We start from the raw sequence: 25,206 nt of genomic DNA on the forward strand, positions 1-25,206 counted from the left end.
CAGTGGTAACCCATACGAGAGGTTACTTGTGTTAATGTTTATTTTCGAATTTTATTGCTATTTCTACTTCAATAGCGAAACAAAACACTATTTCATAGCAAAAATTGCAATAAAATACCCACAAGTTATTGCGGGCAAGAGTATATCACAGCCTCAATAGCAATAAAATTTTAAAATTTAAACTATTTTGATATCAAAGATAAAAATTCCTGCTTAGTGGCACGATCCTGACGGAAAATACCCCCATAGGCAGAGGTGACTGTAAAGCTATTCGCATCACGAACTCCTCGACATTTTACACAAAAGTGAGTTGCTCTAACATAAACTGCCACATCATCCGTTTCTAAAATCGTTTGAAATGCCGTTAAAATCTGTTCTGTCAATCTTTCTTGAACTTGAGGACGTTGTGCAAAGAAATCAACTACGCGGTTAATTTTTGATAAGCCAATTACCCATTTTTTAGGATAATAAGCAACTGCGACTTTACCTGAAAAAGTAACAAAATGATGTTCACAGGTGCTGGTCAAATTAATATCATTCACCAACACCATTTCACTAACATTCATTCTATTTTCAATACGAGTAATCTTCGGGAAATTATGGTAATCCAAACCACTAAAAATTTCGTCAAGATACATTTTTGCCAAACGTTTAGGTGTCTCTTCTAAACTGTCGTCTCTTAAATCTAAACCAAGAATCGTCATTACCTCTTTCATATGCTGTTCGATTTTTTGACGACGTTCATCCTGAGTCCCCACACGTGGCATCATTGGTGTTTCCAGACCTTTAGACAATAAAGCGGCTCTAACTTGTTGAGCCTCCAATGAAATTGTATTCATCTACCTCTCCTTATTATGAAGTTTCTATTTTAACAATGGTGATACATTTGTGAAAGAGGGATTTAAAATTCACTGAAACCGTAGAAAGAACTCTCTAAAATTGTTCTATTCTTCTTATTTTTGCTCTGTATTTCTAAAACAAAAATGCTATGATTGGCAGCATTAAATTTTGGAGAAGAAAATGATCAACAGACGAGAGTTGTTACTGCAAGAAATGGGCATTACCTTTTGGCAATTAGTACATCCTGAAGTGTTACAGGGTGTAGGAATAATTAATGTGCCAGCCGATATTCATACCATTATTCTATCAGAACAGCATTCGATAATAGGATCACAGTTAATACAAGATTTACTACGTGCAGCAGAAACAACTACTGATAAAGCCTTAATTATAAACTGTCAACAATTACAACGTTTAGAGAGCGATCATCCACTGCTTGTGTTTTGTGTTGAAGATTGTTTATCACAATTTCAAAACTCAGCATTAGCCAAAATTGCCACACAAATCATTTCATTAAATTCAACATTAATCTTGTCCGTTCAACAAAAACGAACCATTTGGCAACAAATCCAGCACTTTTTACAAAATGAAAATACAATTTCAAACCATCACTGATCACGATTTCACACAACTATTTCAGATTGAACAAGCGGCACATAGTGTGCCTTGGAGTTTAGCTACACTCAAAAATAATCAGGGTGATAATTACCTTAATTTTAAGGTTTTATATCAAAATAGCATTATTGGATTTTGTATCTGTCAAACTGTTCTTGATGAGGCAACACTATTTAATATTGCAATTGATCCGCAATTTCAAGGAAACGGTTTCGGCAAAGCACTATTACAACATTTGATGAATGAATTAATAGCAAAAGGGATTACAACCTTGTGGCTAGAAGTAAGAGAATCCAATCAAAAAGCAAGAAAATTGTATGAAAATCTCGGCTTTAATGAAGTTACCGTACGAAAAAATTATTATCCTGTTGTCAGTGGTGGACGTGAAAACGCTGTAATTATGGCGTGTTACCTATAGTCTTTAAAATAAACAACACGCCATTTAGCTTATTTAATATACACTAATTTAACATCATCACCGATTAAGCTAACATCACTTAACCGCCATTGTGGTGCATCCTTCAGATGTTGCAATTGCGGCAAATGACAAAGCCCTTTTGCCTGATCACCTAACAATTTCGGTGCAATATAGACAATTAATTCATCTACCAAACCGGCTTCAATTAGCGCTCCGGCTAAAGTTGCACCTGCCTCCACCCAAACTGAGTTTATTTGCTGCTTGCCAAGCAAATGAAGCAAATCTGTCAAATAATAAGGGCTTTCTGGTAATTGCTGCTGCTGACAAAATGCCGGGAAATGTTCCATATTACGTGCGCTCGGACTTACCAATAAAATTGAGCTTTCGCTTTCAAACAAACGCCCTCTAGGCTCGATTTGATGTTGAGAATCTAAAATAACTCGCAGTGGTTGACGTAATTTTTCTTGCGGATAAATAGATTGCACATCAAGCGGTAATTGTTGCCAACGCACATTTAAAGCGGCATTATCAATCAGCACTGTCTTACTGCTGGATAAAATCGCAGATGACATTGCTCGATATTGTTGAACATCTTGCCGTGCCTTCTCGCCTGTAATCCATTGGCTTTCGCCATTCGCCATCGCAGTACGACCGTCAATGCTGATCGCCATTTTAAGTTGCACGTAAGGGAAGCCAGTGCGCATTCTTTTTAAAAAACCTTTGTTCAACTGTTCCGCTTGCTGTTGTAATAAACCAACTGCTGTTTCTATGCCGGCATCCGCCAGCATTTTTAAACCACGCCCAGCAACTTGAGGATTCGGATCTTGCATTGCCGCCACCACGCGCTCAACCCCCGCCTCAATTAGACCTTTAGCACAAGGTGGTGTTCTGCCGTAATGCGAACAAGGTTCAAGTGTCACATAAGCTGTGGCACCGCTCGCTTTCTCTCCTGCTTCTCGCATCGCCATCACTTCTGCGTGAGGTTCGCCTGCTTTTTCGTGATATCCTTTACCGACAATCTCACCATTCTTAACCAATACACAACCGACGGCTGGATTAGGTGTGCAGGTAAAACGCCCTTTTTTTGCCAATTCTATCGCCAATGCCATAAATTGGTGATCTTGCTGTGAAAATTTAAAATTTTGCATTACTCTTTATTCAACTTATCTATTTCTTCACTGAACTGTTTAATATCATCAAAACTGAGATAAACCGATGCAAAGCGGATATAGGCGACTTTATCCATTTTTTTCAACTCATTCATTACCAATGTACCAACCATTTTACTTGGTACCTCTCGTTCTCCGGTTGCTTGTAATGTATGCATTATTCGGTTAACTGCCGCCTCAATCTGCATTTCACTGACCGGTCGTTTCTCCAATGCGTGATAAATCCCTGCGCGCAATTTCTCCTCATTAAAAGGTTCACGATTGCCGTTATTCTTAATAATACGAGGAATAACTAATTCCGCAGATTCAAAAGTAGTAAAGCGTTCTTTACATTGAGTACACTCACGGCGACGTCTGACTTGATAACCTTCAGAAACAAGGCGACTATCAATCACTTTCGTTTCCGGAGCTGAACAAAACGGACAATGCATATTGCCTCCTTCATAAGTTATATTCACTCCTCTATACTACCCTATACAAACTAGATAGAAAGAGGGCAAATAAAATATTTAATTGCAAAACGGTTATGAAAAATCAACCTAACTGCTGCAACAAGTTTAAAATACGCTTATCAGAAATCGGATAAGCGGTTTTTAACTGCTGTGCAAATAAACTGACACGTAACTCCTCAATCATATAACGAACTTCCAAAATTTCATCACTAATCGGTTTAGATTTTGGCAATTTATTCAATAGTTGTTGATAAGCCTGTTGTACACTTTCTATTTTCAACATTAATGCACGATCACGATTAACATCCTGTGCCACTTTATCAAGCCGTTTATCAATCGCCTGAAGATAACGTAATAAATCTGCTAAGCGTTTATAACCACTATTTTCAACAAATCCCGGATAAATCAGTTGATTAAGTTGAGACTTAATGTCAGATAAAGCAAACGCCAAATTAAAATCTAGACGTCCTTTCATCCGTTTATTAATTTCATATGCCAATGTTAAAATCTGCTCAACTTTTTGTGCAATATCCACAGTAGCATCATTTAAATTTTCACGAACAAAATCTCGCAACTGCTCAAATTTCTGTTCCTGCCAAACCACACCACCAAAATCACCGATTAATTTATCAACAGCACAAGCTATACAGTCATCAATAAGTTGCAATACTGTACCGAACGGCGTGAAATAGAGTCCTAATTTTGCTTTATTCGGTAATTTTTCGTGTAAATACTTTATTGGTGAAGGTACATTCAACAATAACAAACGACGTAATCCTTGACGCATTGCACGTTGCTGTTCAAATTCAGTTTCAAACAATTTAATACCAACCGATTCTTTTTCATCCACAATTGCCGGATATGCTTTAATACTAAAACCTCGTCTTTTTTGTTCATAAAACTGAGGCAAAGTATCAAAATTCCAAATATGAATACCGCTTTGCTCAATGCCATCATCTGCCACTTCAGCAATACTTTGCTGTATCTGATTTTTTAAAGAGACTTTTAAAGCATCAAGATCATTACTTTCTGCAATTTTCCGACCTTTTTCATCAATCACTCGAAATGTCATTTTCAGATGTGATGGAACTTGCGACCAATTCCATTCTGTCGGTTCAACCCAAACACCCGTCATTTTGCGTAGTTGTTCACTTAAACTTTCCAATAACGGTTTTTCCAATGCCGTGGTTCGAGCTAGAAACGCTTCGGCATAATTTGGTGCCGGTACAAAATTACGGCGCAATGCTTTCGGTAAGGATTTAATCAATGCCACCACCAACTCCTGACGCAACCCCGGAATTTGCCATTCAAAGCCATTTAATTCGATCTGGTTGAGTAACGGCAATGGAATATGCACGGTTACGCCATCCGCATCCGTTCCCGGTTCAAACTGATAACTTAATTTCAGTTTTAAATTGCCTTGATGCCAAAAATTAGGGAAATCTAAGGTACTGACCGAGGTTTCATCATTCAACAGGAATGACTTTTCAAAATTGAGCAATTCTGCATCTTTCTTCTGTGCCTGTTGCCACCAACGATCAAAATGGCGTTGTGATACCACCTCCGCTGGAATACGCTGATCATAAAAATCAAACAACGCCTGCTCGCTGACTAAAATATCACGGCGGCGTGTTTTATGTTCCAACTCTTCCACTTCTTTGATAAGCTTCTGATTTTCAAAGAAGAATTTATGTTTAGTGTGCCAATCTCCCTCCACCAATGCGGAACGAATAAAAATTTCACGACAAGTCAACGGATCAATGGCGCTGTAATTCACCGTTCTCGCCTGTACAATCGGCACGCCGTATAGCGTCACTTTTTCACTGGCTAAAACCACACCTTGTTTCTTCGACCAATGCGGCTCGTGATAACTTTTTTTCACCAAATGCTGTGCCAACGGCTCAATCCATTCCGCCTCAATCGCAGCGACCACTCTACCCCATAATTTAGAGGTTTCGACCAATTCTGCCGCCATACACCATTTCGGTTGTTTTTTAAACAATACTGAGGCCGGGAAAATCGAAAAATGGGCATTTCTTGCACCAAGATATTGCTGTTTTTCTGTCTCTTTACTACCAATATGTGAGAGCAAGCCGGCTAATAATGCGGTGTGAATCGGCATATATTCTGCTGCTTCAGTATTGATCGCAAGCCCCATCTCCCGCACGCTTAAACGTAGCTGATGATAAATCTCCTGCCATTCACGAATACGCAAATAATTGAGGTAATCTTTCTGACACAAGCGTCTAAACTGATTGCGAGAGAGCTGTTTTTGCTGCTCCTGAATATAACGCCATAAATTGACAAAAGCCAAAAAGTCGGAATGTTTATCGGCAAAACGGCGGTGCTTATCATCCGCTGATTGCTGTTTATCAAGCGGTCTTTCTCTCGGATCTTGGATCGACAATGCGGCAACGATCACCAACACTTCGCGCAAACTGCCATTGCTTGCCGCCATCAACACCATTTTTGCCAAACGAGGATCAACCGGCAAACGTGCCAGTTGTCGTCCGCTTTCCGTTAAAACTCGTTTATCACCATAACGCCCTTTCACCGTTCTGAAAGCCTGCAACTCATCCAATAAACGTAATCCATCTTGAATTTGGCGGCGATCCGGGGCATCCACAAAGGGAAATGATTCAATATCATCCAGCCCTAATGCGGTCATTTGCAAAATGACCGAGGCAAGGTTGGTACGCAAAATTTCCGGATCAGTAAATTGCGGTCTACTATTAAAATCCTCTTCTGAATACAGACGAATACAAATCCCTTCACTAACACGTCCGCAACGCCCTTTACGCTGATTTGCCGAAGCCTGTGAAATCGGCTCGATCGGCAAGCGCTGTACTTTGGTGCGATAACTGTAACGTGAAATTCTTGCTGTGCCGGGATCGATCACATATTTAATTCCGGGAACAGTCAAAGAAGTTTCCGCAACGTTGGTGGCTAAAATAATGCGATTTAAAGCTCCCGGATGAAAAATGCGATTCTGTTCCTGTGCCGATAAACGAGCATAAAGCGGCAAAATTTCAGTATGGCGTAATTCCCTTTTTTCCAACGCTTCTGCGGTATCACGAATTTCACGTTCACCATTCATAAAAATTAAAATATCGCCACGCCCCTCCGCCTGTAATTCATCTACTGCATCAAAGATCGCTTGCAGCTGATCTTGATCTTCACTCTCCGCAATTGGTCGATACCGCACCTCAACCGGATAAGTTCGCCCCGAAACCTCTATAATCGGTGCATTATTAAAATGTTTAGCAAAACGCTCAACATCAATGGTCGCTGAGGTAATGATCACTTTTAAATCTGGTCTTTTAGGCAATAATTGCTTTAAATATCCCAAAATAAAATCATTGTTCAGGCTACGTTCATGAGCTTCATCAATAATCAAAACTTCATAATGATTTAAATAACGATCCGCTTGAACTTCCGCCAATAAAATACCATCTGTCATCAATTTTATCTGCGTATTTTCACTGACTTGATCATTAAAACGTACCTTATAACCAACAATATCTCCAAGCTCGGTTTGTAACTCTTCTGCGATTCGGGTGGCAACAGAACGTGCGGCAATACGGCGAGGTTGCGTATGCCCGATAAATCCTTTTTTCCCTAAACCCAATGCTAAACACATCTTTGGAATCTGTGTGGTTTTGCCCGATCCTGTTTCACCGGCAATCACCACCACCTGATGAGTGGCGATTGCGCGCATAATCTCTTCACTACGTTGGCTCACCGGTAAATCTTCCGGAAAAGTAATTTGCAATGGACGTTGTTGTCGTTGCAATAATTTTTGCTTTGCCGTTTCAACCGCATTGGTTAATAAAGCCTGCAATTCCGCTTTTGCCTGTGCTGGAGCTTTTTTTATTCTCGCCGCTAACAAATATTTATCCGCCAACATAACCTGATCCAGTTCGGATAATAATTGTTTTTGCCACGCTGCCAATGGTGCTCTGTTTACGTTTTTATGCTTCACATTGCGCTGAGATTTTGTTGCTGTTTTTGTTTGAAATTCCGACATATTTTTTAACTATTCTTCGATTTGATACTCTGCTTTTAAGGCTGACAATAACCCTGAAATTAATTGCGCCAGTTCAGTTTCACTAATAATAAACGGCGGCATCACATAAACCAGTTTACCGAATGGACGCAACCAAACCCCTTGCTCAACGAATTTAGGCTGTAAGGTTGCTATATTCACCGCTTGTTTCATTTCAATCACCCCGATTGCGCCCAACACTCTTACTTCCTGCACACAATCCCATTGTGTCGCTTCCGCCAAGCCCTGTTTTAATTGCTGTTCGATTCGTTGTATCCGTGCCTGCCAATCACTCTGTAATAATAATTTAATTGAGGCATTTGCCACCGCACAAGCTAATGGATTTCCCATAAAAGTTGGGCCGTGCATAAAACATTTTGCCTCACCGGCACAGATGGTTTCTGCCACCTGTTTGGAAGTGATCGTTGCCGACAAGGTCATATAACCGCCGGTTAACGCCTTACCAATACAGATAATATCCGGAATCACATTAGCGTGCTGATAGGCAAATAATTTCCCGGTTCGTCCGAAACCGGTTGCAATTTCATCAAAAATAAGCAAAACACCATACTGTTCGCATAATGCTTTAGCTTTCTGTAAATAAACAGGGGAATAAAAATACATTCCACCCGCACCTTGCACAATCGGCTCAAGAATCAAACCGGCAATGGTTTGATGATGTTTTTCCAACAAATCCTGTAGCGGTAAAATGGCTTGCTCCTGCCACGCCTGATCAAACTTTATCGGTGGCTGCGGCAAGAAATATTGAATCGGCAAACTTTTACTGAAAAGTGAATGCATTCCGGTAACCGGATCGCAAACTGACATTGCGTGCCAAGTATCGCCGTGATAACCAGAACGAATGGTAGCAAACTGATAACGATTACTTTCACCTTTCGCCTGTTGATATTGAATTGCCATTTTCATTGCCACTTCAACAGCCACCGAACCGCTATCAGCAAAGAAAATCTTATCCAGTGATGGCGGCAAAATAGAAAGCAGTGTTTGTGCCAATTCTACCGCCGGTTCATGAGTAAAACCGCCAAACATAATATGGCTCATTTTACTGATTTGTTGTTGCACCGCCTGATTCAGCTCCGGATGATTATATCCGTGCAACGCCGCCCACCACGAAGACATTCCGTCAATCAATTTACGCCCATCTTTTAACGTAATAATGACACCGTCTGCCCGTTCCACCGGATACACTGCTGCCGGTTCAAGCATAGACGTATAAGGATGCCAAATATGTTCACTATCAAGAGAAATAAGTTGCTGTAAATCCATTCTGCTCTCCTAAAAATATCGCCTCACGAGGAAACCCTAATGAGGCGCTATTTTTGCTTTAATCATTCAATCAGCCATAATTTATTCTTGTAGCTGATCTAACATTTCCTGATTAATTTCAATCTTTGCTTTCTCACGCAATGCTTTCAATAGTGTTGCTTGCAAATCATTTACACGGAACTGCATCAATTGCGAAATAAATACTTTTTGTTGTTCAGCTGATAATTGACCATCTTCAACTTTATCCAAAGCAATCGCTACAATATCACCATTTTGATCTATGCCAACGTGATAACTTGGTTTACCATCTACCGGTAACGGCATTGCAAAAATCTGTTTATCCAATGCCGGATTTTTGCTTTCCGCATAAATTGTTGTCAGATTTTGTTTAAATTCTATCGCACTATTATCACCGGATTGTAATTTAGTTACCAACGACTTCACACGATCTAATTCAATATTTTCTGCTTTCTCTCGCTGTAATAATGTTGTAATTTGCATTTTTGCTTCAGCTAAAGATTTAGTGCCTGCCGCTTTATGATCTACAACTCGGAAAATGATACTGTGGTTTTCACCAACGCTAATCATTTGTGAGTTCATACCTCCCTGAACAAGTTCTGGGCTGAACATTTCAGTAATCACATTGCTAAAATTTAAAGCAGCCGGTACATTATCACGTGCAAAATAACTTGTCTCTTCAACTGTTAAATTGCCCTCTTTGGCAGCATTAACCAAACCACTTTGATCTTCAAATGCTTTATCTGCGACCGCTTTTTCAACACTAAAATATTTACGTTCTGCTAGATCCTGACGCACAAGATCAGTAATACGACTTTTAACCTCTTCTAGCGGTAATACTGTAGCTTTATTACGAGCCAACACTTTAATAATGTGATATTTATCATCCACTTTGGTTGGTTTGCTATAAGCTCCTACTGCTGTGTTATCAGCCACAGTCTCAAAGGCTTTCGGTAATTGTCCTGCAACCACCCAACTTAAATCACCACCATTAACCGCTGTTAAACGGTCAATAGAATATTTTTTCGCTAACTCAGCAAAATCTGCACCCTGTTGCAATTTGTTGTAAATATCATCCGCTTCCGCCTGTGTATTTACTTGAATATGAGCAATATGCTGTTTTGCCTGTCCCATAAATTGAGATTTATTGTCTTGATAATATTGAGCAACTTCAACATCACTCACTTTCAGCTCTTTCGCCAAATTATCTTTATTAACATCAATATATTGTACTTTTACTAACTCAGGTGTGGCAAAAGCAGCCTTATGCTCATTGTAATATTTCTCAATTTCCTGATCTGAAATGGTCTGTTTAGCCGCTAAATCCGCTACTGGGAAAGTTGCTAAACGCACATTTCTTTTCTGAAAGAATAATTTCACAAATTGCTGTTGTTGTGCTTCAGTTAAGAAATCACTTGCCAATAAAGATCCCATTAATTGTGATAAAACTAAATCCTGACGCACAATTTCCGCATATTGATCCGGAGTAAGATTATTATTAGCTAACAATTGTTGATAAACTGCGTTATCGAATTGACCATCTTTTTGGAATACTGGATTCATTACGATCGCCTGCTTAATCGCTTCATCACCGACACCTAATCCCAACTCTTTGCTGTATTGGCGTAATAATTCATCATCAATTAAACGATCCAATACAGAATGACGTAAACCGTTGGTAAATTCGGCAGAATCCGCCACTGCAGCAAATTTATCCCCCATCTGCATCGCCAGCTGTTGATATTGGCTTTGATATTGTTGTTGGAAAAGACGTTGGGAAATTTCAACACCATTTACGGTTGCCGCCGAGGTGTTTTGGCGGGAAATTAAATAACCGGCAACACCACTCAACACAAATGAAATGGCAATGACCGACATTAATACTTTCCAGACCATACTATGTGTATAGCCACGCAGTTTCTCCATCATAATGAGAGCTTCCTTATAATAAAAACAATAATGGACAAAATTATATAGAAAAGTTGGGTTGGCTGCATCTATTAAAAAGCCGGTCATCTTATTTTGACCGGCTTTTTGCTGATTAATTGACAGTTGATGTCATATTTTTACTACTACGTTTTTTCGGGGTGGCTAAATTTTTCACTACCTCAATCCCGACCGGCGGTTTTTCCAGTGCCAATGCCAAAACTTCATCAATAGTTTCAACCGGACGAATATCCAATGCAGATTTCGCATTTTCCGGAATTTCTTCAAGATCTTTGACATTATCTTTCGGAATTAAGACGCGCTTAATACCTCCACGGTGTGCTGCCAATAATTTCTCTTTTAAGCCACCGATTGGCAACACTTTACCACGCAAAGTAATTTCACCTGTCATTGCCACATCGGCACGCACAGGATTACCGGTTAAGCAAGAAACCAAAGCGGTACACATTGCTATCCCTGCACTTGGGCCATCTTTCGGGGTTGCTCCTTCAGGAACGTGAATATGAATATCTCGTTTTTCATAGAAATCCGCATTAATACCCAACTGTTCAGCTCTAGCACGAACTACCGTCATTGCTGCCTGAATGGATTCTTTCATTACATCACCCAAAGAACCAGTGTAATTTAATTTACCTTTGCCTGACACTGAAGCCGCTTCAATAGTTAATAAATCACCTCCAACTTCTGTCCACGCCAAACCAGTAACTTCTCCAACACGGTTTTGATTATCTGCTTTGCCGTATTCAAAACGTCTGACGCCAAGATAATCGTGTAGATTACTACTATCAACAACAACTTGTTTCAAGGATTTATCCAATAATAAATTCTTCACTGCTTTACGGCAGATTTTAGAAATTTCTCGTTCTAAATTACGCACACCCGCTTCACGTGTGTAATAACGGATAATATCTAAAATTGCTTCTTCTTTAACGATTAACTCTTTTGCTTTCAAACCATTACGTTCCATCTGTTTGTTCAACAAATGACGCATTGCAATGTTCAGTTTTTCATCCTCGGTATAACCAGAAAGACGAATGACTTCCATACGATCAAGTAACGGTCCCGGTATATTCATTGAGTTGGAAGTGGCAACAAACATCACATCGGAAAGATCATAATCTACCTCAAGATAATGATCACTGAATGTGTTGTTCTGTTCCGGATCTAACACCTCCAATAACGCTGATGCCGGATCGCCACGCATATCCGCACCCAATTTATCAATTTCATCCAACAAGAATAATGGGTTTTTCACACCCACTTTCGCCATATTTTGGATAAGTTTACCCGGCAAAGCACCAATATAAGTTCGACGATGACCACGAATTTCAGCTTCATCACGCACGCCACCTAACGCCATTCTCACATATTTACGACCGGTAGCTTGAGCAATAGATTGCCCCAATGAAGTTTTACCAACCCCCGGAGGCCCTACCAAACATAAAATTGGTCCACGAATCTGATTGGTACGAGTTTGTACCGCTAAATATTCTAGAATGCGTTCTTTAACACGTTCCAATCCATAATGATCATTATTTAAAATTTCTTCCGCCTGTTTTAGATCTTTTTTCACCTTAGTGCGTTTATGCCACGGTACTTGTACCATCCAATCAATATAAGTACGAACCACAGTGGCTTCCGCTGACATCGGCGACATCATTTTTAATTTTTGTAATTCCGATTCCGCCTTTTCTTGAACCTCTTTAGGCATTTTTGCATCAGCAATTTTTTTCTTTAATTGTTGTACTTCATTTTCAACAGTTTCTACTTCACCAAGCTCTTTTTGTATTGCTTTAATCTGTTCATTCAAATAATAATCGCGTTGATTTTTTTCCATCTGTTTTTTCACACGATCACGAATTTTTTTATCCAAGCTACTGATTTCCATTTCCGCTTGAATTAACCCTAGTAACATTTCAAAGCGAGCAAAGACATTATCTTGTTCCAATAATGTCTGCTTTTTCTCTAATGAGAATGGTATATTGCCTGCTAAAGTATCAACCAGTTTTTTCGGATCGTGAATATCTTTCAATGCGGTTAATACTTCAGGTTTAACTTTATTATGTTGTTGATGTGCAAATTTATCCAATTCAGTTAAAACTGTCGTCTGAATAACATCCAACTCAACATCATTATCTACAATCTCAGTGATTTCACTTATCTCGGCAGAATAATATTCCTCACTCTCAAATGAAAGCACTTTCGCTCTTGATTTTCCTTCGACAAGTACCTTTACTGTGCCATCCGGCAATTTCAACAATTGAATAATAGTAGCAACTGTTCCTATTTGGTAAATATCTTTTGCAGTCGGCTCTTCCAAATTAGCTTCTTTTTGAGTCACTAATAAAATATCTTTGCCACTATCCATCGCTTCATCAAGACTACGGATAGACTTTGTTCTTCCTACATATAGCGGCATTACGATATGTGGAAACACGACAACATCCCGTAACGGTAAGACAGGAATCTGTTTTTGTGGTAACTCTTTGCTCATAATTATAGTTCTCTTGTCTATTTCTATAGTTTGAGGTATATGGGGGAACTTTTTTTGATATCAAGGGTAATAGGTCTTTTTCATCTAAATAAGTAAAAAATCTGCACCTCAACTTTTGGTCAATGTGCAGATTTTAGATTGTAGTATAAACTTAATGAGTTCTTAACAAATTATTTTTTCTTTTTCGCTTTTGCGTTCGGTAAATCAGTTACTGTACCTTCAAATACTTCTGCCGCTAAACCGACAGATTCGTGTAATGTAGGGTGAGCGTGAATTGTTAATGCCAAATCTTCCGCATCACAACCCATTTCAATTGCAAGACCGATTTCACCTAATAATTCACCCCCGTTAGTTCCAACAATTGCCCCACCAATTACACGGTGTGTATTCTTATCGAAAATAAGTTTTGTCATACCATCCGAGCAGTCTGAAGCAATCGCACGACCTGATGCAGCCCAAGGGAAAGTTGCCACTTCATAAGAAATGCCTTCGGCTTTACATTCTTTTTCTGTTTTACCAACCCAAGCCACTTCAGGTTCAGTATAAGCAATAGATGGGATCACTTTCGGATCAAAATAGTGTTTTTGTCCGGCAATCACTTCTGCCGCCACGTGACCTTCGTGAACACCTTTGTGAGCCAACATTGGTTGACCAACAATATCACCAATTGCAAAGATATGAGGAACGTTAGTACGCATCTGTTTATCGGTACGAATAAAGCCACGTTCATCCACTTCAACACCTGCCACTTGTGCATCGATTAATTTACCGTTCGGTGTACGACCGATAGCAACTAACACGGCATCATAACGACGAGTTTCATTTGCGCCTTTTCCTTCCATAGAAACATAAATACCGTCTTCTTTTGCTTCTACCGCAGTTACTTTAGTTTCTAATAAAAGGTTGAATTTTTTCTCAATACGTTTAGTAAAGATTTTAACCACATCTTTATCAGCTGCCGGAATAACCTGATCAAACATTTCCACAACATCAATTTGTGAACCTAGTGCGTGGTAAACAGTTCCCATTTCAAGACCAATAATACCACCACCCATAATCAATAATTTTTCAGGTACTTCTTTAAGTTTTAATGCATCTGTTGAATCCCAAACGCGCGGATCATCGTGTGGAATAAACGGCAATTGAATTGGACGAGAGCCCGCAGCAATGATTGCGTTATCAAATGTAATTTTAGTTTCGCCTTCTTCTCCGGCAACAATAATGCTGTTTGCACTGGCAAATTTTCCATAACCGTTTACGATTTGAACTTTACGCATTTTTGCCATACTAGCTAAACCACCGGTTAATTGACTGATAACTTTCTCTTTCCAACCACGAATTTTTTCAATATCGGTTTTTGGTTCACCGAAAACAATACCGTGCTCAGCTAAAGATTTAGCTTCTTCAATCACTTTAGCAACGTGCAATAATGCTTTAGACGGAATACAACCTACGTTTAAGCATACCCCACCAAGAGTTGAAAAACGTTCAATAATAACGGTTTCCAACCCTAAATCTGCACAACGGAATGCCGCTGAATATCCTGCAGGACCAGCACCTAAAACAACTACTTGTGTTTTAATTTCTTTATTCATGTTAAGCCTCTTGATTTTTTCTCTAACAAAATGTTAGGACGGCAATTAAATTAATTATAACAAAAGCCTGATCAACTCAGGCTTTCGTTTCCATTACTACATGACTAAGCGGCGTAAATCCGACAACACACCACTAATATAGGTAATAAAGCGTGCACCGTCCGCCCCATCAATCACTCGGTGATCGTAAGACAATGACAATGGCAACATCAAACGTGGTGTAAATTCTTTACCATTCCACACCGGTGTCATCTCTGAACGAGAAACCCCTAAAATTGCCACTTCTGGTGCATTAACGATAGGGGTAAAGTGAGTACCACCGATACCACCTAAACTTGAGATAGTAAAGCATCCGCCTTGCATATCTGAAGCTGTTAATTTACCTGCACGCGCTTTCTTTGACATTGTTGCCAATTCACGAGAAAGTTCAATAACACCTTTCTTATTAACATCTTTAAATACTGGTACAACCAACCCATTTGGTGTATCTACCGCCACGCCGATATTGATGTATTTCTTCAAGATCAGACGTTGTGCATCTTCAGTAATTGAACTATTGAAGTTTGGATAAGCTTCCAACGCTTTTGCTACCGCTTTCATAATAAAGACAAGCGGAGTAATTTTAACATCAAGTTTCTGTTTTTCAGCTAATACATTTTGCTCTTTTCTAAATTTTTCTAGCTCAGTAATATCTGCTTTATCCCATTGTGTTACGTGAGGGATCATTACCCAGTTACGGTGTAAGTTAGCTCCTGAAATTTTCTTAATGCGTCCCAATTCAACTTCTTCAGTTTCACCGAATTTGCTGAAATCAACTTTCGGCCACGGCAACAATCCTAAACCTGATCCGACATTACCTCCAGCAGCCGATGTAGAAACAGAGCCACTTTCAACCGCTTTAATAGCCGCTTTAACATAAGCTTGAACGTCTTCTTTTAAGATACGACCTTTACGACCTGTACCTTTCACTTTATCAAGGTTCACACCAAATTCACGCGCTAAACGACGAACAACCGGAGTTGCGTGAGCGAAACTTGTGCTCTTAGTCACATCTTCATTAGAAGCTGCTGGAGCAGGCGCTGGTGCTGTCGCTTGAGGAGCAGGCGCTGTTGCAGGTTGTTGTGCTGGAGCTGTCGCCGGCGCTGCACCAGCCACTTCAAAGCGCATAATTAATGAGCCGGTAGAAACCTTATCTCCTGATTTAATTAAAATTTCTTTTACTACACCGGCAAAAGGAGCAGGCACTTCCATTGAAGCCTTATCACCCTCAACCGTAATTAATGATTGTTCTTCAGCAACGCTGTCACCTACTGCTACCATAATTTCGGTCACATTCACTTCATCTCCGCCAATATCCGGAACGTGAACGTCCTGAACACCTCCACTAACCGCAGGCGCTACCACCTGAGTCGCTTCCGCTACAGGAGAAGGTGCTGCTGCAGCTGCCGCACCAGCAACTTCAAAACGCATAATCAATGAACCGGTAGAAACTTTGTCACCTGATTTAACTAAAATTTCTTTTACCACACCAGCAAATGGCGCAGGCACCTCCATTGAAGCTTTATCGCCTTCAACGGTGATTAATGACTGTTCTTCGCTAACAGTATCGCCTACTGCAACCATAATTTCAGTAACGTTAACTTCATCTCCGCCGATATCCGGAACCTGAACATCAACAACAGAAGCTGCTGCAGTCGGTGCTGCCGCTGGAGATGGCACTGCTTCCGCTGCAGGAGCAGGTGCTGACGCACCCGCTGCTTCTAATACCAACATAGGAGTACCGGTAGAAACTTTATCACCCACTTTTACCAATACTTCTTTTACCACACCTGCTTCCGGTGCTGGTACTTCCATTGAGGCTTTATCGCCTTCAACATTGATCACACTTTGATCAACATCAATGGTGTCACCAACTTTAACCATAACTTCTGTTACAGTAACTTCATCACCACCGATATCTGGAATAGCAATTTGTTTTGACATAATTTATATCCTTTGTGATTGTTACAGTTCATTATGCGTGTAAAGAATACGCTTTATCAGTATCAATACCATATTTCTTAATGGCTTCAACCAACACTTGCTTATCTAAAGTGCCGGCTTTCACTAATTGAGATAATGCCGCCACTGCAACGTGATGTGCATCAACTTCAAAGTGTGAACGTAAATTTTCACGGCTGTCTGAACGGCCGAAACCATCAGTACCTAACACCAAATAGCTGCTTGCCGGAACATACGCACGAACCTGATCAGCAAATAAACGCATATAGTCGGTTGCCGCAATTGCCGGCGCATCATTCATAACTTTAGCAATATATGGCACTTTTGCTTCTTCTTCCGGATGCAACGTGTTGTAACGTTCAATTTCGTTACCTTCTCTTGCTAACTCAGTAAAGGAAGTTACGCTATAAACATCTGAAGATACACCAAAGTCATTTGCCAATAATTGTGCTGCCTCGCGTACGTGACGAAGAATGGCACCTGAACCTAGTAACTGAACCTTACCTTTACCTTGACCGGTTACGGTTTCAAATTTATAGATACCTTTACGAATACCCTCTTCCGCACCTTTCGGCATTGCCGGTTGATCATAGGTTTCGTTTAGTGTAGTGATATAGTAATAAACATCTTCTTGATCCGGGCCATACATACGGCGTACACCGTCTTGGATAATAACTGGTACTTCAAATGCAAATGCAGGGTCATAAGAAACACAACTTGGAATGGTTAATGATTGAATGTGACTATGTCCGTCTTCGTGTTGTAAACCTTCACCATTCAAGGTTGTACGACCAGATGTACCACCAATCATAAAGCCACGCGCACGTTGGTCTCCTGCCAACCACATTAAATCACCAACACGTTGGAAACCAAACATTGAGTAATAAACGAAGAATGGAATCATCGGTAAATCGTTAGTGCTATATGAAGTCGCTGCTGCTAACCAAGATGCAGTTGCACCCTGTTCATTGATACCTTCCTGTAAGACTTGTCCATCAATCGCTTCACGATAATATGCAACCTGTTCACGATCTTGTGGAACATAGTGCTGACCGTGTGGATTGTAGATACCGATTTGACGGAATAAACCTTCCATACCGAAAGTACGCGCTTCATCGGCTACGATTGGAACGATATGTTTACCAATAGATTTATCTTTCAACAATATATTTAATGTACGTACAAATGCCATTGTGGTTGAAATAGGACGTGCTTGAGCTTCAAATAATTGAGAAAACTCTTCAATTCCAGGCACTTTAAATTCTTGAGTAAAACGTGGTAAACGAGTCGGTAAATAGCCTTGTAATGCTTGACGGCGTTCGTGAAGATATTTGTACTCATCTGAACCTTCAGCGAAAGTCACATATGGAAGTTTTTCAAGATCCGCATCGGAAACAGGCACATTAAATTGATCACGAACGTGTTTAACGCCGGAAAGATCCATTTTCTTAACTTGGTGAGCGATGTTTTTACCTTCCGCTGCATCCCCCATACCATAACCTTTGATCGTTTTAACAAGGATAACAACCGGTTTGCCTTTAACTTGTTTCGCTTTATTGAATGCAGCAAATACTTTAATCGGATCGTGACCACCACGGTTCAATGCCCAGATTTCATCATCTGTCATATCTTTAACTAATTCCGCCGTTTCTGGATAACGCCCAAAGAAGTGTTCACGAACATAAGCACCATCTTTAGATTTGAAGTTTTGATAATCGCCATCAACCACTTCCATCATCAATTGAAGCAATTTGCCGGAGGTGTCTTTCTGCAATAAACGATCCCAACGACGTCCCCAAATCACTTTAATTACTTCCCAACCAGCACCCTTAAAGTTGCTTTCCAATTCTTGGATAATTTTACCGTTACCAGTTACCGGGCCATCCAAACGTTGCAAGTTACAGTTGATAACAAAGATTAAGTTATCCAATTTTTCACGTGCAGCAAATGCAATCGCACCGCGTGATTCAACTTCATCCATTTCACCGTCACCAAGAAATGCATAAACAGTTTGATCTGAAGTATCTTTCAAGCCACGATTTTGTAAATATTTTAAGAAACGTGCTTGATAAATTGCATTTAATGGACCTAGCCCCATAGAAACAGTAGGGAATTGCCAAAATTCCGGTAATAAGCGAGGATGAGGATAAGAAGGAATACCTTTTCCGTGAACTTCTTGACGGAAATTATCCATTTGTTCTTCGGTCAAACGCCCTTCAACAAATGCACGTGCATAAATTCCCGGTGCAATATGTCCTTGGAAGAACACTAAATCACCACCATTTTTTTCGTTACGAGCTTTAAAGAAGTGGTTGAAACAAACTTCATATAATGTTGCGGAGGATTGGAATGATGCCATATGTCCGCCTAATTCAAGATCCTTTTTAGAGGCACGTAATACTGCCATAATCGCATTCCAACGAATTACACTGCGAATGCGACGTTCAAGATCTAAATTACCCGGATAATTAGGTTCTTCACTAACTGGAATGGTATTAATATAGTCTGTTGTCATTCCAGTAGGAAGTGAAACGTCATTAGCTCTTGCACGTTGAATGAGTTGTTCAATGATATATTGCGCTCTTTCAACACCTTCTTCACGAATTACTGAATCGATTGCCAACATCCAATCGTTGGTTTCAATCGGATCCACGTCATTTTTTACCATATCCGACATGGGCTATTCCTTTTATCTTATTGTGGTTAAAAAAATGTGTGACGCACAAAACTGCCAACTATGCATCACCCAGCTGAAAAAGTTGTTAATTAACATTTGCGTTGCTTTCGGAGCTTCACAATTTATTAACTAATTTTAGAAATTTTATTAGATTTTTTGAAATAAAGATAGAAAAAATTTGTCTTACCATAGCAAAACCAGCTGATTTTGTCTATTTTTTTACCATCCATTTTGGGACGTAACCACAAAGGATTACCTATTTAGAACAAAGTGTTACTTCTAATTGCTCTGATAAAAATTCGCTTTCTATCGACAAATTCTGTACAATTCGCCACCTACTAAAATTCCATTACAAAATAGATAACAAAATTATGACAATAACAACTCCAAATATTGGCTTTTTGAGCCTTGGTTGCCCTAAAAATTTAGTGGATTCCGAACGTATTTTAACCGAGCTACGAGCAGAGGGTTATAACATTGTACCAAGTTATGACAATGCCGATTTAGTGATAGTCAATACCTGCGGTTTTATCGACAGTGCTGTTCAAGAATCATTAGAAGCTATTGGCGAAGCCTTGGAAGAAAACGGCAAAGTTATCGTTACCGGTTGTTTAGGTGCTAAAGAAAATCAAATTAGAGAAGTACATCCTAAAGTGCTTGAAATTACTGGCCCACACAGTTATGAAGCGGTGATGACACACGTCCACAAATATGCACCGAAACCGGAATATAACCCTTATATCAATGTTGTACCGAAACAAGGGGTAAAATTAACGCCTAAACACTATGCTTACGTTAAAATTTCGGAAGGCTGCGATCATCGCTGTACTTTCTGTATTATTCCATCTATGCGTGGCGATCTTGATAGCAGACCAATTAATACCATTTTAGATGAAGCCAAACGGCTTGTTGATGCCGGCGTTAAAGAGTTGTTGATCGTTTCTCAAGATACTTCCGCTTACGCATTGGATAAAAATCAAAAAGAACAAAAAAGCAAAACCGTTTTCTGGAATGGGATGCCGATTAAAAATGATTTAATTACGCTTTGCGAACAGCTTGGAACATTAGGCGTTTGGGTGCGTCTACATTATGTTTACCCTTATCCGCACGTTGATAAGCTGATTCCTTTGATGGCACAAGGCAAAATTTTGCCTTATTTAGATATTCCGTTACAACACGCCAGTCCGAAAATTCTAAAAGCAATGAAACGTCCGGGTTCAATCGAACGCACATTGGAACGCATTAAACAGTGGCGTGAAATCTGTCCGCAACTGACATTACGATCAACATTTATTGTCGGTTTTCCAGGTGAAACTGAAGAAGATTTCCAAATGTTATTAGATTTTATTCAAGAAGCACAACTGGATCGTGTCGGCTGTTTCAAATTCAGCCCGGTTGAAGGTGCGGTAGCCACAGAAATGGCAGAACAAGTGCCGGAAGAGGTGAAAGAAGAACGCTTCCACCGGTTTATGCAATTACAGCAACAAATTTCCGCCCAACGCTTACAACAAAAAATCGGTAAAACCTTGCCTGTAATGATCGATGAAATTGATGAAGAAGGTATTATCGGGCGTTCAATGGCAGATGCACCTGAAATTGACGGTGTCGTTTATATTGATAATGTCAGTAAACAACAAGTCAAGATTGGCGATATAGTGATGGCTACCATTCATAATGCCGATGAATACGATTTATGGGCAACCATCTAACCGTTATTTAACTGTTGTTGCAGTGGGGAGAAGTTCTCCCTATTCTACTGCCAAATAATAAAATCAATGCCTAATGTGTTGCTCGCTAAGTACAAATTGCTTTAATTTTGTGAGGTATAAATGACAGAACAAAACAAAATCCTAACCAGCGAAATTTATCTTGCCGGTGGCTGTTTTTGGGGATTAGAAGCCTACTTTGCCGCTATTGGCGGTGTCTTGAATGCCGAATCAGGTTATGCCAATGGTAACAGTGAAAATCCAAGCTATCAGCAAGTTTGTAATGGTAGTGGACACGCTGAAACAGTCAAAGTCTGTTATGATACTGCTCAAATCAATTTGGCCACATTGCTTGAGTACTATTTCCGCGTTATCGATCCGACCAGTTTAAACCGTCAAGGAAATGATCGCGGCGTGCAGTATCGCACCGGCATTTATTATACTGATGCGCATCAAAAACCGATTATTGATGCGGCAATGGCACGCGAACAGCAAAAATGGCAACAACCTTTGTTAGTTGAGGTGCAACCGTTACAAAACTACTATCCTGCCGAAGAGTATCACCAACACTATTTAGAGAAAAATCCGAGTGGCTACTGTCATATTGATCTGAAAAAAGCGGATAATGTCATTATTGATGCCAATAAATACCACAAACCTACTTTAGCAGAAATCGAACAAAATTTAAGTAAAGAATCATTTGCTGTTACACAGCAAAATGCCACCGAACACCCTTTTTCAAATCGTTACTGGGATTTTTTTGAAAAAGGTTTATATGTCGATATAATCAGTGGCGAGCCACTTTTTGCCTCTTCTGATAAATTTCCGTCACAATGTGGTTGGCCAAGTTTCAGCAAACCGATTTCATCCGATGTGGTTACATATCAGCGTGATACCAACCACGGAATGATCCGTACCGAAGTGCGTTCTCGCATTGCCAATGCACATTTAGGACACGTTTTTGAAGATGGTCCTCTCGAAACCGGTGGCTTGCGTTACTGCATCAACAGTGCGGCTTTACGTTTTATTCCTTTTGCGGAGTTGGTACAAAATGGCTATGGCTACCTGCAAAAACGGATTAAATAACAACCGCTTAAAATAACAAAGCGGTGTGGATCTTAAGCCTCCACACCGCTTTTTATTTGAAGTTATCTCTGATATTAAATATCAAATTTAACATTGGCACGATTCAATAAGAACTGCACCAATAATGAAACCGGACGACCGGTCGCCCCTTTGTCCGCACCTTGTTTCCACGCTGTACCTGCAATATCCAAATGCGCCCAATTATATTTTTTAGTAAAATTCGCTAAGAAACAAGCAGCGGTAATAGCACCACCCCAACGCCCACCGACATTTGCTAAGTCCGCAAAATTAGATTTCAATAAATCATTATACTCATCATTCATCGGCAAACGCCAAGCTTTGTCATTAGACTGCTCCGCCGCATTTTGCAACTCATTGGCAAGATTATTTAACGGTGAAAACAATCCACTATTGACTCCCGCTAATGCCACCACACAAGCGCCGGTCAATGTTGCAATATCAATCACCACGTCCGGTTCAAAACGCTCAACATAAGTTAACGCATCACAAAGCACTAAACGCCCTTCGGCATCGGTATTCAACACTTCTACGGTTAAACCGGACATTGTGGTCAAAATATCACCTGGACGATATGCATTACCACCCGGCAAGTTTTCACAGCCTGCCAACACGCCAATCACATTTAACGGCAAATTTAATTCAGCAACAGCTTTCATCACGCCATAAACGGTTGCTGCACCGCACATATCATATTTCATCTCATCCATACCAGCACCCGGCTTCAATGAAATACCGCCAGAATCGAAAGTTAGCCCTTTTCCGACAAAAACGATTGGTTTTGCATCAGGATCAGGATTATTTTTAAATTCAATGATCGACATAAACGCTTCATTACGCGATCCTTGTGAAACTGCCAAATAGGATTTCATTCCCAATTTTTCCATCTGCTGCTCATCAACAACGTGGCTATTTAGAGTGTCATAAGCCTGTGCTAATTCAATCGATTTATCAGCTAAATAACGAGGCGTGCAAATATTTGGTGGCATATTGGCTAGGTCTTTCGTTTCTTTAATGCCGTTACTGATCGCCATTGCGTGTTGAATTGCAGACTCAGCAAGCGGTAATTCACGGCGCATCGGAACATTGAATACTATTTTACGTAATTCACGTCTAATTTCCGTTTTCACCCGCTTAAATTGAGTAAAGCTATATAATGATTCCTGAGCTGCTTCCACCGCCAAACGTACATTCCAATAAACATTACGCCCCTTAATGTGCAAACCTGTCAAATAACATATAGCTTCCATTGAACCAGTTTCATTCAAAACTTTTACCATTTTTTGAATAATCTGTTTATATTGTCTTTCATCCAATTCACGTTCTTTACCGCAACCAACCAATAAAATTCTATCTGCCGGAATATTAGGAACGTGATGTAATAACAAAGTCTGACCAACTTTTCCTTCAATATCACCACGTCTCAATAATGCACTAATATAACCTTTACTGATATTATCCAACTGCTCTGCTGATGCCGATAAACGACGTGGCTCGAAAACACCAACAACTAAACATGCAGTACGTTGTTTTTCAACACTGCCGTTTTTAACACTAAATTCCATCTTGATATTCCTTCATTATTTCTATTGTTGTTAGGCCCTGAAACAAGGTATTATATGCGCCTGAATTTATGTTTTTGAAAAAACTTGAAAACAGATCTACTTGTGAGAACGATTGATTAAAGTATCGTTTTTTATAAAAAAATCAAGCAAAAATAAAGAGAAAACACAGGTCAGCTGCCGTGATTTTGACAAAATATCTAATCAAAGAAACATTAAAAAGCCAACTGGCTATTTTATTTATTTTACTCGTCATTTTTTTAGCACAACAACTTGTCCGCGTTTTGGGCTCTGCCGTCAATGGTAATGTTCCTGTTGATGTCATCTTACCACTGCTTGGATTAGGAATGCCGACAATGGCACAACTGATGTTGCCACTTAGCCTATTTTTAGCACTTTTACTTACTTTGGGAAGATTATACAGCGAAAGTGAAATTACTGTGATGCAAGCGTGTGGCATCGGCCCCAATGCCCTTGTAAAAGTGGGATTGATTCTTTCTATTGTAACTGCCGTAATTGCTGCTTATAACTCCCTTTATCTCACACCGTGGGCATTAAAAAAACAGGTAGAAGTGGTAGAAAATGCAAAAGCTAATCCAAGTGCATCTGCGATTACTCCTGGACAATTTATCTCCTCCAATAACGGCAATTTTGTGCTGTTTGTTGATAAAGTAAAAGGCAATCAACTTTCCGATATCTATCTGTTCCAAACTAAACAGGTCGGCAAAGTGAAACCATCTGTAATCGTTGCCGAACAGGGAAGTTTCTCCACAGCAGAAGATGGTAGCCAAACATTAACATTAAAAAACGGCGAACGCTTTGAAGGAAGTGCAGTTCTGCCGGAATTTCGTATCACCCAGTTTCAGGATTACTTGGCATTTCTAGCATTTAATGCGGCAAAAACAGAAGAAAACGATCTTGATATGCAAGATAGTAATGCTTTATTGAGAAGTAATTCCGCTAATGCCAAAGCTGAATTTCAATGGCGCATCAGCCTGTTTTTAGCAGTGCCATTGATGATGTTGCTCGCAATTCCATTGAGCAAGGTTAATCCTCGACAAGGTCGTTTTGCCAAAATCATACCTGCATTATTGCTCTATTTAATCTATTTTTTATTGCAAAGTTCACTCAAAACGGCGGGAATCAATGGAAAAATTGAGTCTCACTATTGGATGATTTTAATCAATATCCTGTTTTTACTCTTAGGTATCATCCTCAATTCTGAGATTATCCAGAGTAAATTCATCCAACTTTTTAAACGAGCAAGAGGTTAATC

The 25,206-nt window shown here is 39.8% G+C and carries 16 protein-coding genes; 5 read left to right on the forward strand and 11 right to left on the reverse strand.

Annotation, left to right across the window (positions count from 1 at the left end):
* Nucleotides 1-182: 182 nt before the first annotated feature.
* A complete protein-coding gene (folE, locus tag ACXPAV_RS05740; protein ID WP_458004324.1) occupies nucleotides 183-839 on the reverse strand; it encodes a GTP cyclohydrolase I FolE in 657 nt (218 codons plus the stop codon).
* A 181-nt stretch (nucleotides 840-1,020) separates the two neighbouring features.
* Here folE and ACXPAV_RS05745 point away from each other — a divergent pair, with 181 nt between their 5' ends.
* Both ACXPAV_RS05745 and rimI read left to right on the forward strand, forming a co-directional pair.
* Nucleotides 1,021-1,455, forward strand: a complete 435-nt coding sequence (locus ACXPAV_RS05745) for a DNA polymerase III subunit psi (protein ID WP_039171236.1) — start codon at nucleotides 1,021-1,023, stop codon at nucleotides 1,453-1,455.
* Nucleotides 1,427-1,873, forward strand: coding sequence for a ribosomal protein S18-alanine N-acetyltransferase (gene rimI, locus ACXPAV_RS05750; protein ID WP_210640372.1), 447 nt, complete (start codon nucleotides 1,427-1,429; stop codon nucleotides 1,871-1,873). The genes ACXPAV_RS05745 and rimI overlap by 29 nt, the downstream gene beginning before the upstream one ends.
* A gap of 29 nt (nucleotides 1,874-1,902) precedes the next feature.
* On the opposite strand, the gene ribD is transcribed toward rimI, so the two are convergent.
* From ribD to aceE, 9 genes are all read right to left on the reverse strand, one after another.
* Nucleotides 1,903-3,021, reverse strand: coding sequence for a bifunctional diaminohydroxyphosphoribosylaminopyrimidine deaminase/5-amino-6-(5-phosphoribosylamino)uracil reductase RibD (gene ribD / locus ACXPAV_RS05755; RefSeq protein WP_458004325.1), 1,119 nt, complete (start codon nucleotides 3,019-3,021; stop codon nucleotides 1,903-1,905).
* A complete protein-coding gene (gene nrdR / locus ACXPAV_RS05760) occupies nucleotides 3,021-3,473 on the reverse strand; it encodes a transcriptional regulator NrdR (protein WP_013746959.1) in 453 nt (150 codons plus the stop codon). Before nrdR ends, ribD begins: the two co-directional genes overlap by 1 nt.
* Nucleotides 3,474-3,576: 103 nt before the next feature.
* On the reverse strand, nucleotides 3,577-7,521 hold the full coding sequence (hrpA, locus tag ACXPAV_RS05765; RefSeq protein WP_458004326.1) for an ATP-dependent RNA helicase HrpA: 3,945 nt from the start codon (nucleotides 7,519-7,521) through the stop codon (nucleotides 3,577-3,579).
* A gap of 9 nt (nucleotides 7,522-7,530) precedes the next feature.
* The gene (bioA, locus tag ACXPAV_RS05770) at nucleotides 7,531-8,826 is read right to left on the reverse strand and encodes an adenosylmethionine--8-amino-7-oxononanoate transaminase (protein ID WP_458004327.1); all 1,296 of its coding nucleotides are present in this window, start codon (nucleotides 8,824-8,826) and stop codon (nucleotides 7,531-7,533) included.
* An 81-nt stretch (nucleotides 8,827-8,907) separates the two neighbouring features.
* Nucleotides 8,908-10,773, reverse strand: coding sequence for a peptidylprolyl isomerase (ppiD, locus tag ACXPAV_RS05775; RefSeq protein WP_458004328.1), 1,866 nt, complete (start codon nucleotides 10,771-10,773; stop codon nucleotides 8,908-8,910).
* Nucleotides 10,774-10,885: 112 nt separating this feature from the next.
* Nucleotides 10,886-13,288, reverse strand: a complete 2,403-nt coding sequence (gene lon, locus ACXPAV_RS05780) for an endopeptidase La (protein ID WP_458004397.1) — start codon at nucleotides 13,286-13,288, stop codon at nucleotides 10,886-10,888.
* A 167-nt stretch (nucleotides 13,289-13,455) separates the two neighbouring features.
* The gene (gene lpdA / locus ACXPAV_RS05785) at nucleotides 13,456-14,880 is read right to left on the reverse strand and encodes a dihydrolipoyl dehydrogenase (protein ID WP_458004329.1); all 1,425 of its coding nucleotides are present in this window, start codon (nucleotides 14,878-14,880) and stop codon (nucleotides 13,456-13,458) included.
* 96 nt (nucleotides 14,881-14,976) lie between these two features.
* Complete coding sequence (aceF, locus tag ACXPAV_RS05790) at nucleotides 14,977-16,863, reverse strand: pyruvate dehydrogenase complex dihydrolipoyllysine-residue acetyltransferase (protein ID WP_458004330.1); 1,887 nt, start codon at nucleotides 16,861-16,863, stop codon at nucleotides 14,977-14,979.
* 31 nt (nucleotides 16,864-16,894) lie between these two features.
* A complete protein-coding gene (aceE, locus tag ACXPAV_RS05795; RefSeq protein WP_458004331.1) occupies nucleotides 16,895-19,558 on the reverse strand; it encodes a pyruvate dehydrogenase (acetyl-transferring), homodimeric type in 2,664 nt (887 codons plus the stop codon).
* A gap of 371 nt (nucleotides 19,559-19,929) precedes the next feature.
* On the opposite strand from aceE, the gene rimO reads away from it, so the two are divergent.
* Both rimO and msrB read left to right on the forward strand, forming a co-directional pair.
* On the forward strand, nucleotides 19,930-21,267 hold the full coding sequence (gene rimO / locus ACXPAV_RS05800) for a 30S ribosomal protein S12 methylthiotransferase RimO (RefSeq protein ID WP_458004332.1): 1,338 nt from the start codon (nucleotides 19,930-19,932) through the stop codon (nucleotides 21,265-21,267).
* Nucleotides 21,268-21,387: 120 nt separating this feature from the next.
* A complete protein-coding gene (msrB, locus tag ACXPAV_RS05805) occupies nucleotides 21,388-22,350 on the forward strand; it encodes a peptide-methionine (R)-S-oxide reductase MsrB (protein WP_458004333.1) in 963 nt (320 codons plus the stop codon).
* Between the two features lie 74 nt (nucleotides 22,351-22,424).
* Here msrB and pepA read toward each other — a convergent pair whose 3' ends face one another.
* A complete protein-coding gene (gene pepA, locus ACXPAV_RS05810) occupies nucleotides 22,425-23,933 on the reverse strand; it encodes a leucyl aminopeptidase (protein ID WP_458004334.1) in 1,509 nt (502 codons plus the stop codon).
* Nucleotides 23,934-24,112: 179 nt separating this feature from the next.
* Here pepA and lptF point away from each other — a divergent pair, with 179 nt between their 5' ends.
* Nucleotides 24,113-25,204: an LPS export ABC transporter permease LptF gene (gene lptF / locus ACXPAV_RS05815; protein WP_039135853.1), complete on the forward strand. Its 1,092-nt coding sequence runs from the start codon at nucleotides 24,113-24,115 to the stop codon at nucleotides 25,202-25,204.
* Nucleotides 25,205-25,206: the final 2 nt, after the last annotated feature.

Source organism: Gallibacterium sp. ZY190522 (assembly GCF_054166015.1).